The organism is Micromonospora sp. NPDC048909, from assembly GCF_040649635.1.
GTDB lineage: Bacteria > Actinomycetota > Actinomycetes > Mycobacteriales > Micromonosporaceae > Micromonospora.
Map to the genome: position 1 here is coordinate 1,275,910 of NZ_JBEZFU010000001.1, position 10,488 is coordinate 1,286,397.

At 72.0% G+C, this 10,488-nt stretch carries 11 protein-coding genes, 1 tRNA gene, 1 other RNA gene and 1 pseudogene; 7 read left to right on the top strand and 7 right to left on the bottom strand.

Annotation, left to right across the window (positions count from 1 at the left end):
- Positions 1-89 precede the first annotated feature (89 nt).
- The 4 genes from smpB to AB0C04_RS06125 all read left to right on the top strand — a co-directional run bounded on the left by smpB (position 90) and on the right by AB0C04_RS06125 (position 2,737).
- Positions 90-569: an SsrA-binding protein SmpB gene (gene smpB / locus AB0C04_RS06110; RefSeq protein ID WP_357048963.1), complete on the top strand. Its 480-nt coding sequence runs from the start codon at positions 90-92 to the stop codon at positions 567-569.
- A gap of 105 nt (positions 570-674) precedes the next feature.
- Positions 675-1,050, top strand: a transfer-messenger RNA (tmRNA) gene (gene ssrA / locus AB0C04_RS06115).
- Between the two features lie 194 nt (positions 1,051-1,244).
- Complete coding sequence (locus AB0C04_RS06120) at positions 1,245-1,712, top strand: hypothetical protein (protein ID WP_357048966.1); 468 nt, start codon at positions 1,245-1,247, stop codon at positions 1,710-1,712.
- 56 nt (positions 1,713-1,768) lie between these two features.
- The gene (locus AB0C04_RS06125; protein WP_357048969.1) at positions 1,769-2,737 is read left to right on the top strand and encodes a hypothetical protein; all 969 of its coding nucleotides are present in this window, start codon (positions 1,769-1,771) and stop codon (positions 2,735-2,737) included.
- A gap of 66 nt (positions 2,738-2,803) precedes the next feature.
- On the opposite strand, the gene mdlC is transcribed toward AB0C04_RS06125, so the two are convergent.
- Both mdlC and AB0C04_RS06135 read right to left on the bottom strand, forming a co-directional pair.
- The gene (mdlC, locus tag AB0C04_RS06130; RefSeq protein ID WP_357049160.1) at positions 2,804-4,399 is read right to left on the bottom strand and encodes a benzoylformate decarboxylase; all 1,596 of its coding nucleotides are present in this window, start codon (positions 4,397-4,399) and stop codon (positions 2,804-2,806) included.
- 245 nt (positions 4,400-4,644) lie between these two features.
- Complete coding sequence (locus AB0C04_RS06135; RefSeq protein ID WP_357048972.1) at positions 4,645-5,448, bottom strand: S-methyl-5'-thioadenosine phosphorylase; 804 nt, start codon at positions 5,446-5,448, stop codon at positions 4,645-4,647.
- A gap of 160 nt (positions 5,449-5,608) precedes the next feature.
- Between AB0C04_RS06135 and AB0C04_RS06140 the strand changes: the two genes are divergently transcribed.
- Positions 5,609-6,199 carry a YqgE/AlgH family protein gene (locus AB0C04_RS06140; protein ID WP_350868959.1) on the top strand — a complete coding sequence of 197 codons (591 nt, stop codon included), beginning with the start codon at positions 5,609-5,611 and terminating at the stop codon, positions 6,197-6,199.
- Here AB0C04_RS06140 and AB0C04_RS06145 read toward each other — a convergent pair.
- A complete protein-coding gene (locus tag AB0C04_RS06145; protein ID WP_357048976.1) occupies positions 6,192-6,350 on the bottom strand; it encodes a hypothetical protein in 159 nt (52 codons plus the stop codon). The two genes, AB0C04_RS06140 and AB0C04_RS06145, sit on opposite strands and share 8 nt — an antisense overlap.
- On the opposite strand from AB0C04_RS06145, the gene AB0C04_RS06150 reads away from it, so the two are divergent.
- Together AB0C04_RS06150 and AB0C04_RS06155 are read left to right on the top strand one after the other, a co-directional pair.
- Positions 6,321-6,393 (top strand) — tRNA-Ala (locus tag AB0C04_RS06150). The genes AB0C04_RS06145 and AB0C04_RS06150 overlap by 30 nt on opposite strands.
- 132 nt (positions 6,394-6,525) lie before the next feature.
- On the top strand, positions 6,526-7,143 hold the full coding sequence (locus AB0C04_RS06155; RefSeq protein ID WP_357048979.1) for a TMEM175 family protein: 618 nt from the start codon (positions 6,526-6,528) through the stop codon (positions 7,141-7,143).
- Between the two features lie 45 nt (positions 7,144-7,188).
- Here AB0C04_RS06155 and AB0C04_RS06160 read toward each other — a convergent pair.
- The 4 genes and pseudogenes from AB0C04_RS06160 to AB0C04_RS06175 all read right to left on the bottom strand — a co-directional run.
- Positions 7,189-7,347: pseudogene (locus tag AB0C04_RS06160) on the bottom strand (TMEM175 family protein); the annotation flags it as partial.
- Between the two features lie 16 nt (positions 7,348-7,363).
- Positions 7,364-8,158 (bottom strand): alpha/beta hydrolase, encoded by a 795-nt coding sequence (locus AB0C04_RS06165; protein ID WP_357048982.1) that lies wholly within the window; start codon positions 8,156-8,158, stop codon positions 7,364-7,366.
- Between the two features lie 145 nt (positions 8,159-8,303).
- On the bottom strand, positions 8,304-8,921 hold the full coding sequence (locus AB0C04_RS06170) for a hypothetical protein (protein WP_357048985.1): 618 nt from the start codon (positions 8,919-8,921) through the stop codon (positions 8,304-8,306).
- A gap of 4 nt (positions 8,922-8,925) precedes the next feature.
- Positions 8,926-9,720: an alpha/beta hydrolase gene (locus AB0C04_RS06175; RefSeq protein WP_357048988.1), complete on the bottom strand. Its 795-nt coding sequence runs from the start codon at positions 9,718-9,720 to the stop codon at positions 8,926-8,928.
- Between the last annotated feature and the right edge of the window lie 768 nt (positions 9,721-10,488).

The window sequence follows — 10,488 nt, forward strand, 5'->3', positions numbered from 1 at the left end:
GGAGGGCCCTTGTCATTCGGGTAGCATGATCTCCGCTCTCCGGCCGGGCCGTCCCGGTCGCCGGCATTCCAGGAAGGGAGGTGGCGCCGATGCCACGGGAAAAGGGACGAAAGGTGGTCGCCTCCAACCGCAAGGCGCGACACGACTACGCCATCCTCGACACCTACGAGGCGGGCATGGCGCTGACCGGCACCGAGGTCAAGTCGCTGCGCGCCGGGCGCGCGTCGCTGGTGGACGCCTTCGCGCAGGAGCGCAACGGCGAGCTCTACCTGCACGGCATGCACATCCCGGAGTACACCCAGGGCACCTGGACCAACCACGAGCCCCGGCGTACCCGCAAGTTGCTGCTCAACCGCATGGAGATCGACCGGCTGATCGGCAAGACCCGCGAGGGTGGCCACACGTTGGTGCCGTTGCAGGTCTACTTCGCCGACGGCTGGGCCAAGGTGGAGATCGCTCTGGCCAAGGGCAAGAAGTCGTACGACAAGCGGCAGGACCTCGCCAAGCGGGACGCGGACCGGGAGATCGCCCGGGTCGCCGGCCGGCGCGGCAAGGGGATGGACGACTGATTCATCCCGTCTGTCCGGGTCGGCACGTCGACCCGGGGCTCGGGATGAAACCCGTTGCGGCAGGCGTTACGCTTGTCAGTGCCGCCACATCCGGCGGCCTGTCGAGGGGGTGACTGGTTTCGACTTCGTACGCAGCGACAGGGGAAGCGAGCCGAGGAAGCCGACGTCGTCTCGAGAATCGGTCGTCGGAAACTTATAAGCGCCAAGAACGATCGCGCTGACTTCGCTCTCGCCGCCTGAGGCGAGTAGTGAGTCTGTCGGCCTGGGAACGCCTTCGTCCCAGTTAGCCGGCATCAGCTAGGAGGCTGGCCAATCGGACCCGGTCGCGGGGTCCGTGCGGCGAGATCAATCAGCGACTGGGCCCGTCACACCAACTTGCTCGCGTGAGCGGTGGGGCCGAGTAGAGGCATAGCGAGCTGCGCTCGGAGAAGCCCTGACAAACCGGCGAAGGACCCGGGTTCGATTCCCGGCACCTCCACCACCTGACTGTGCGCCTCGGTCCACCGGACCGGGGCGCACAGTCGTCTGCGCCCACGGCGTCACCGGTGCGACTGCCGTGACCTGCGGGAACAGTGGTACCAACGGGACGGATGAGGCACCCGGGGGTACTGGACAGTCGGCGTCGGCCGGGTTCACCATCGGGTACCTGGTCAAGCCGCTGTGCGGGAGGTGCCCATGGTCACCCAACCGATCCAGCAACCGTCCGCCGTCATCGGGGTGCTGCCGCCGGCGGCCCGCCCGACCCCGGCGTCCCTCCTCGGCGACCTGCACGCCCTCAACCGGGCGCTGGCCGTCGCGCCCGAGGAGCCACGCTGGCGGGAGCGGGTGGTGCTCCGCCTGGCCCCGGTCCGTCGCGGGTTCGCCGAGCATGTCGCCGTGACCGAGGGGCCCACCGGCCTCTACGCCGAACTGCTCGCGCAGGCCCCCCGGCTGGACCGCGGAGTGCGCCTGCTGGCCCGGGAGCACCTGGCCGTCGCCGCAGCGCTCGGCGCCCTCCAGCACGCCGCCGAGCTGCCCGCCGCTCCGGCGGACGAGCTGCGCGACCTCGCCGGGCGCCTGGTCCGGGTGCTGTCCCGGCACCGCCAGCACGGCGCCGACCTGCTCTGGCAGGCGTACCAGACCGATCTCGGCGGGGAGACCTGACCGGCGACGACGCACCTGGTGGGGAACCGGCCGGGCGGGCCGGACGTCGTACCTGCATGCGTCGACCACTCGCCCTCCTGGGTCTGCCTCTGCTGGTGCTGGCCGCCGCGTGCGCGCCGGCCGGCACCGGCGCCGAAACGCCACCTCTCGGCCCGGGCGCCTCCCTGGACCACCGCTGGGAGGCGTTCCATCAGCGGGCCGCGGAGGTCGCCGAGGCCTGGCACCCCGGTCCGACGTGGACCAAGGGGTACGTGCCGCTGCAAGGCCCGACCGTGCTGACCGGCGACCCCGGGTTCACCCCGGACACCGAGACGGCGTTCCAGGCCGGCTGGTACCGCGAGCAGGTCGCGCTGCCCGGCACCCGGCCGGCCGACGGCACCATCCGCTTCCCCGACGGGACGCTGACCGTTCCGCTGTTGAGCGCGGTCGAGGCCTACCGGCAGCTGGACCAGGGTGACCCGCCGGTGTGCGAGGGGCGGCCGCAGCGGCCACCCACGGAGAAGGGCGGGCCGACCATCGAGCCTGGACCGGACGGTTGGGTGACCGGCCCGCCGCAGAACACGTGCACCCCGTTGACGGTCACCGCGGTGCGCCTCGGCACCGCGCCGGTGCGGACCAGCCGGGGCGAGGCGCAGGTGCCGGCCTGGCTGTTCACCGTCGAGGAGCTGACCGGTCCGGTGGCCCGCCTGGCGGTCGCGCCGCAGGCGGTCGCCGCCGCGCCGGAGCCGAGCGCGCCGGCCCGACCGGCCCCGCCTGAGGTGGTCGGCGGGCAGGACCTCCAGGCGGTGGACGGCACCCGGCTCAGCTACCGCGTCGGGGTGGGCGCCTGCGACACCGGGATCACCGCGCTGGTGCAGGAACGCGACGACGTGGTGGTGGTCGGCGGCGGGGTGAGCCGCGCGAGCGGGGTCTGCACCGACCAGCTGAAGCTGGCGCCGGTCGCCGTCACGCTGAAGACCCCGCTGGGCGCCCGGCCGGTCCTGGACGTGATCACCGGGGCTCCGCTGCCGCTGGGCCCACGCTGACCGCCGCCGGCCCGCCACCGGCTCGGGCGGCCGGGGTCGGCGGCCGCAACGGCGGGGAGGCCCGGATCAGAGGATCCGGGGCGGGTCGGTGGTGATCGGGACCGGCAGCACGGTCGGCCCGTCCGCCCGCAGGCCGGCGGTGAGCGCCGCGCCGAGCTGGTCCGGAGTCTCCACCACCTCGGTGGCGCAGCCGTATCCGTGCGCGACCGAGGTGATGTCCAGGCCGGGCAGGTCCAGACCGGGCACTCCGGGCGTCTCCTTGAGCTCGGCGAACGCCTTGAGGATCGCGTACTGCTGGTTGACCGGCACCACGATGACCAGCGGCAGCCGCAGCCGGGCCGCGGTCCACAGTGCCTGCACCGAGTAGTGGAACGAGCCGTCGCCGATCACCGCGACCACCGGCCGGCCCCGACCGGTGTCCCGCTCCGCCAGGGCCACCCCGACCGCCGCCGGCAGGCCGTACCCGAGGCCGCCGCTGGCCATGGTGAAGTACGACGCCGGCCGGGTGATCCGCAGCTGGCGACGCAGCGCCGGCAGGTTCGACGGGGTCTCCGTGACCAGCACCCCGTCCGCCGGCCAGTGTCGGGCCAGCGCGGCGAAGAGCGCCTCCGGGCTCAGCGGCGTGGTTACCTCGGGCGGCGCGGGGTCGGGTCGCGCGTCCGGCGGGGTCCGGTCCGTCGCCGGCAGCAGGTCGGCCAGCGCGGCCAGACCCAGCGCGGGGTCGGTGAGCAGGGTGTCCCCGACCGGTGCGCGCGCCGCCTCGTCCGGGTCGTCGGTGACGTGCAGCAGCCGGGCGCCGTCGGGCAGGTAGTCGCCCGGCACGTACGGGTAGTAGCGGAAGACCGGCGCACCGACCACCAGCACGGTGTCGTGCCCGCGCAGCGCGTCGGCGAGCGGGCCGATCGCGTACGGCAGCACCCCGCGGAAGTGCGGATGGTCCTCGGGAAAGCCGGTCCGCTCCGGCGCGGGGGCCGACCACACCGGGGCGGCCAGCCGCTCGGCCAGCGTGACCGCGCCGGGCCAGCCGCCGGCCCGGTCGACCGCCGCGCCGAACACCAGCGCCGGGGCGCGGCTGGCGGCCAGCACGTCGGCGAAGCGGCGCAGCTGTTCGGGGTCGGGCGCGTAGCGGGTCGCCACCGAGCGCGGCGGCGGGGGCGGGTCGGCGGGCTGCGCCCAGTCGTCCAGCGGGAGCGAGAGGAAGACCGGCCCGGTCGGTGGCTGCACCGCGGTCGCGTACGCCCGCAGCAGCGCGCCGGGAATGTCCTGCGCCCGGACCGGCTCGTAGGCCCACTTCACGTAGGGCTGGGCCAGCTCGGCCGCCCGGCGGTTGGTCAGCCGGGGTTCGAGCAGCAGCATCTCCCGGGTCTGTTGGCCGGCGGTCACGATCAGCGGGGTCTTGTTGTGCCAGGCCGTCACAAGGTTGCCCATGCCGTTGCCGGCGCCCGGGGCGGTGTGCAGGTTGACGTGCGCGGGGCGGCCGGTGGCCTGGGCGTACCCGTCGGCGATGCCCACCGCGGACGCCTCCTGCAGCGCGAGCACGTAGTGGAAGTCGGCCGGGAAATCCTGCAGGAACGGCTCCTCGGTGGAGCCCGGGTTGCCGAAGACGGTGGTCATGCCGAGGCTGCGGAGCAGGTCGTACGTCGTCTCCCGGACCGTTGCCATCGCCACCCGCCTCCGTGTCGCCGCGCGTGCTCGGCTCGCCGGAGACAGTTCGGCGCACCCCGACCCATCCGAATCTATCGGGACGAGCCGGGCGGTTCGGGCGTTTCGCCGCTCCCGACCACCGCCCGGGACGGGCCTGGTCGCCACCGGCGGACGGAGCTCGATCGCGCCCGGCGACGGGCCGTGCCGGCTGTCACGGTGGCGAGGCCGGCATCGGCGGCCCCCAGCGCCACCTGCGGCGGCGGTCAGGGCAGCGGGAAGGGCAACGTGATGCCGTCCAGCGCCCGGCCGCACGTGCAGTCCCGTTCGGCGGGGAGCGCGGCGATCGCGTCCAGCAGCACCCCGCGCAGCCGGTCGGTGTTCTCGGCGAAGACCCGGAACACCTCCTCCTGCGTCACCGTCTCGCCGGCTGCCAACCCGGCGTCGAGGTCAGTGACGAGGGCGATGGCCGAGTAGCAGAGCGCCAACTCCCGGGCGAGCACCGCCTCCGGGTGGCCGGTCATGTTCACCACCGTGCCCCCGATCGAGGCGTACCAGCGGGACTCGGCGCGGGTGGAGAAGCGTGGACCCTCGACCACCACGACCGTGCCGCCGTCGACCGCCGCGATCTCCCGGCCGGCCGCGGCGGCCAGCAGTGCGTGCCGGCCCCGGGGGCAGTACGGATCGGCGAACGGAACGTGCACCGCGCCCTGGTCGTAGTAGGTCTGCGGTCGGCCGCTGGTGCGGTCGACGAGCTGATCCGGCACCACGAAGGTGCCCGGGCCGAGGTCGGGCCGGAGCCCGCCGACCGCGCACGGGGCGAGCACCTGGCGTACCCCGAGCGAGCGCAGCGCCCAGAGGTTGGCGCGGTACGGAATCAGGTGCGGCGGGTACCGGTGATCGCGGCCGTGCCGGGGCAGGAAGGCCACTCGTCGGCCGCCCACCTCGGCGATGGTCACCACGTCCGACGGTGGCCCGTACGGGGTCTGCACCTGGTGCTCCGTCGCGCCGTCGAGCAGCGCGTAGAGACCGGAGCCGCCGATCACCGCGAGTTCGGCCGTAGGACCCATCAACACTCCCTCTTCGCCGCCCGATCACCCGCCGGTCAGACCTTAGCCACGGCCCGTGGCGCAAGCTATGGTGCCAGGCATGGCGTTGACAGCGCGGATGCCGGCCGGCCCGCAGGACAACGAGTCCCGCGTTGCGGCGCACGGCTGACGGGTGTGTGACATGCAGGGAGAGGGCCAGGCGATCGGCGGGCGGGCGATGGAGTCGATGACCGGGCGGCTGGTGGTCGCGACTCCGGCGCTGAAGGACCCGAACTTCGACCGTACGGTCGTGCTGCTGGTGGCCCACGAGCCGGGCGGCGCGCTCGGCGTGGTGCTCAACCGGGCCACCGAGGTGCCGGTGGCCGACGTCCTCGGCGACTGGAGCGACCTGGCCCGCCACCCGGCGGTGCTCTTCGAGGGCGGCCCGGTCCAACCCGACTCGGCCATCTGCCTGGCCCGGATGCGCCAGCCGGTGAAGCGGGTCAAGGGGTTCCACCAGGTCTCCGGCGCGGTCGGCACGATCGACCTCTCGGTCGACCCGGAGCGGCTGCGGGAGAACGTCGGCGGCATCCGGGTCTTCGCGGGTTACTCCGGTTGGGGCGCGGGGCAGTTGGAGCAGGAAATCGAGGACGGCTCCTGGTTCGTGCTAGACGCGCTGCCCGGCGACGCCTTCGTCGACCGGCCGGATGATCTGTGGCCGATGGTGCTCCGCCGCCAGGGCGGGATGATGGCCGCGGTGGCTCACTTTCCGCCGGACGTGGCACTCAACTGAGCCGGCCGTCGCGCTCCGCCCGGCCGGCCTGCGGGTCGGCCAGCCGGGGACCCCGCGAGATGACCACGCCGGCGGCCGTGTGTATAGTTTCCCAGTGCCCGGGCGACCGGGACGACAGCAAGGGGCCGTGGCGCAGCTGGTAGCGCACCACACTGGCAGTGTGGGGGTCAGGGGTTCGAGTCCCCTCGGCTCCACCCTTCGCGACCAGGGCGTTCGTCAGACATGACGGACGCCCTTCGTCGTTTCGGACGTCATGAGCCCGGGCCTGGCGGCAGCTGCGGGGTTGAATGCCCACGGCAGGTCCGGGTGTGCGGTAGAACCGGGTAGTGAGCCGAACTCGGCTGGAGGTATTCAGTGATGCGGTCTTCGCGGTCGCGATCACGCTACTCGCGCTGAACCTGGCGGTGGCCGGCCCGGGTCATGGCCCGCTCCTGCGTCAGGTCGGCGAGCACTGGCCCGCATTTGTCGCCTACCTGATCAGTTTCGCCACGATCGGACTCATCTGGGTCAACCATCACGCCCTCATCGGGAACCTGGCCGTCGTCGACCGGACCCTGGCCCTCCTCAACCTCGTCCTGCTGCTGTTCGTCGTCCTCATCCCGGCGGACACGGCGACGGTGGCCGAGTACCTCGCGCTGGGCGGGCAGGACGCCCGGGTGGCGGTGATTCTGTATGCGACTGCCTTCCTGGGGATGGGGCTCAGCTTCGCCGGGATCTTCGAATGGACCTTGCGTCCGGGGCGGCTCCAGCAGCCGGTGCCGGAGCGGGCCCGTTGGAAGGCGCGGCTGCGATTCGGGACAGCGTCGATCCTGTATCTGGCCGCGGTCGCCGTCGCCTTCTTCAGCCCGCCGGTGGCACTGGCCATCATCGGCGTCGTCCCCGTCTACTACATCTTCGAACGCAACCTGGCGGTCGGCTCTCCTGCAGACGTGCGGCAGCAATGAGCAAGGCCCGCCCGCATCAACGGTGCGTCCTACCGATCTCGGGCGGATCTCCAGGACGAGCAGCGTCACCGCGATCGCGAAGACGGCATCGCTGAACGCGACGACCCGATCGGGCCTGCGCACCCCACCGAACGCCGCCGGCGAATGGTCACCACCCTCGTACGAGGGTGAGGCTCCGCGGAACCGCAACCACCGCCGGTCCACGGCTACGGCACCGGCGCTACTTCAGGAATTCGAGCAGTCGTCGGGTGGTCTCCTCGGGCGCCTCCTCGGGTATGAAGTGCCCGACCGGGAGCGGGCCGCCGCCGACGTCATCAGCCCAGCCCCGCCAGATCGAGAGCGGGTCCTCGTAGAGCTTCGCGACCGAACCCTGCTCGCCCCAGAGGAACAGCACCGGGCAGGCGATCTTCCGGTTGCCCCGGTCCGCCTCGTCCAGCTGATAGTCGAGCGTCGCGGCGGCGCGGTACTCCTCGCAGATCGCGTGGACGGTCTCGGGATCACTGAACGTCCGGACGTACTCGGCGCGTACCTCGGGTGGGAAGGCGTCCTTCACCACCGGCCAGGTGTCGAGCATGTAGTCGACGAGGACCGCCGGCGCGGCGCCGATGAACTGCTCCGGCACCGGTGCCGGTGCGGCCAGGAACGACCAGACCCAGTAACCGAGGCTGAACTTCATCTCCGCCCGCGAGTACGCGTCGCCGGTGGGAATGACGTCCATGACGGCGAGCCGGGTGACCGCGTCCGGCTCGTCCAGCGCGAGCCGGTAGGCGCAGCGCGCGCCGCGGTCGTGCCCGACCAGCCGGAACCGGTCGTAGCCCAACTCCCGCATGACCTCGACCTGGTCGTGGGCGGTCGCGCGCATGCTGTACGGCTCGTGGTCGGCGGTGCTCGGTGGCTTGCCGCTGTCGCCGTAGCCGCGAAGGTCCGTGGCGACGACGGTGTAGTGCTCGGCGAGCGAGGGCGCCACCCGATGCCACATGAGATGGGTTTCCGGAATGCCGTGCAGGAGGAGCACGGGCGGACCACTTCCGCCGCGTCGCCCGTGGATCACCGCACCCGAGGTCGGGATGTCGAATTCTTCAAATCCGTCAAACACGGCCAAGATCCCTCGGTTGTCGGCAGACCAAGAAGAGCCTGGACCGACCGTAACAGCGCGACGATCAACGGATTTGGGCTTCCAGCCGAATGGCCCGCGCCTGCGGCGTCCTTCCCTGGTAGCCGGTCAGCCGCGGTCGGGGAGCGTCACCGGGGTGCCGATGGGTAGCCAGCGCAGCGCCGAGCGGACATCGGCGGGCGCCGCCGCGAACGCCCGCTCGACGACTTCCCGGTCCTCGCGGAAGTGTCCCCAGCCCTCGTAGTGCACCGGCACCACCGTCCTGGGGTGGAGCAGCCGGCACAGGCGGCGTCGCGGTGACCACGATCCGCTGGTCGCCGGACCCGACCGTGGCGGTCTGCCAGGCGGCGAGCCCGACGGCGTTGCCGCCGAGCCGACCCGCCGCCGACGGGGTGGTCAGCACGACGCCGGCGGCCGGCAGCAGCGCCCGGCCGGCGGCGTCGAGGTTGTCGCCGTGCTGGTCGTGGGTGAGCAGCACGGCGTCGATCGGCGGCAGGTCGGCTGCGGCCAGCGCCGGCCCGGTCGTCTTGCGGGAGGCCGACCCCCAGCCGAAGCTGTACCTCCGGCCGGGCGCGTCGAAGGTGGGATCGGTGAGCAGCCGCAGCCCGGCGACCTCGATCAGCGTGGTCGGGCCGCCGATGTGGGTGAACCGGACGTCGGCCATCCCGCTACCGGGCGTTCTGGACGGCCCAGGCGAGCACCTCGTCGGCGATCTGTTCCCAGCCCGGCTGGGCGGTGAGCAGGTGGGCGTAGCCCGGGTACTCCTTGACCTCCGTCAGGGTGTTCGACTTGTAGTGCTTGGCGTTGGAGCGCTGGACGCTGGGCGGCATGAGGTGGTCCTCGCCGCCGGAGACGAAGAGCAGCGGAGCCCGGTTGTCGTTGTGGTAGTCGACCCAGACGTCCTGGTGGCCGGGCTGGACGTTGGCGATCAGGCTGCCCCAGAGGATCGAGGCGGAGGCCGGGATGTGGTAGCGCTCGTAGAGGGCGTGCGACTCCTGCTCGCTGAAGGTGTTGGTGAAGGCGTAGTGCCACTGCTCGTGCGTGAAACCGATCGCCTTGTGCCGGTTGGCCGGGTTGCGCAGCACCGGAAACGTCGACTTCAGCTGCGACGGGGGCGCCACCTTTACGCCCTCGGTGGGGGCCGAGTTCAGCGCCACCCCGGCCGCGCCGAAGCCGCGGTCGAGCAGGAGCTGGGTGAACGCTCCTCCGGCGGAGTGCCCGATCAGGATGGGCGCGGTGGGCAGGTCGCGGATCACCGACTCCAGGTGCGCGATGATCTCCGGTACGGTCACCTTCTCGATCGGGGTCGGGTCGGCGTTGAGTGCCTCGACCTCGACCTCGTAGCCGGGGTACGCGGGCGTGAGCACCTGGTAGCCCTGCCGCTCGTAGTGCGCCTTCCAGTGCTCCCAGCTGCGTGGTGTCACCCAGAAGCCGTGGATCAGGACGATGGTGTCCGGTTTCATCGGTCGTTCCTCCGAGGCAGGGTCGCGGAAGGCGAAGCAGGCCGTTGCCGAGCCGTACCTGTGAGTGTCGGTGATTCCGCGCGGCGGCCCATGGAGGACGGCCAACCTTCGCGCCGCTGATCCCACCCGACCGACACCCCTTTGATCCACTCGGGCCCGTGCGATGTCCGAATGTCCCCTCCGTCCGCATCTCACGCACAGCCGACCAATCCGAGTCGATCGTCCGATTCGTGACCGCGCCGACCCGCCCTTGTCCACCCGGCTGGGCGGTCTGGGCGGTTCGCGGGTGTGACCGGGGGCATCCCGGGGGCGGAATGATGGGTGGCCGGGCGTCGTTGAACATCCCCGACGGCCGAGGTAGCAGCCCGTGGTCACCGGTTGATCCGGTCGGCGGCGAGGGCCTGGCCCCCGGAATGACGGCGGGCCCCGGGTCGTTACATCTGGTCCCGGCCGGTGGCCCGCCCGGCCCCCCCGGAATGATGGCGGGCCACCGGTCGTTACATCTGGTCCCGGCGCCCGTGAGGCCCCCCGCCTCGCACGTCGGAACCCTGTGGTCGATGAGCCCCTGACGTGTGGCCCGGCCGAAAAGACTTTCCCCCATTGATTCATGAGCGCCCTGTCGAGGTGCTTCACACCCGCGCGTGAACGCCGACCCCCGTCGGCTGTGGGTGTTTACCCCCGAATTGGAGCTTTCCCATGAACACGATCATGCGTAAGAGCGTTATCGGTATTGCTGGTCTGGCTTTCGCCGGTGGTGTGATCGGTGGT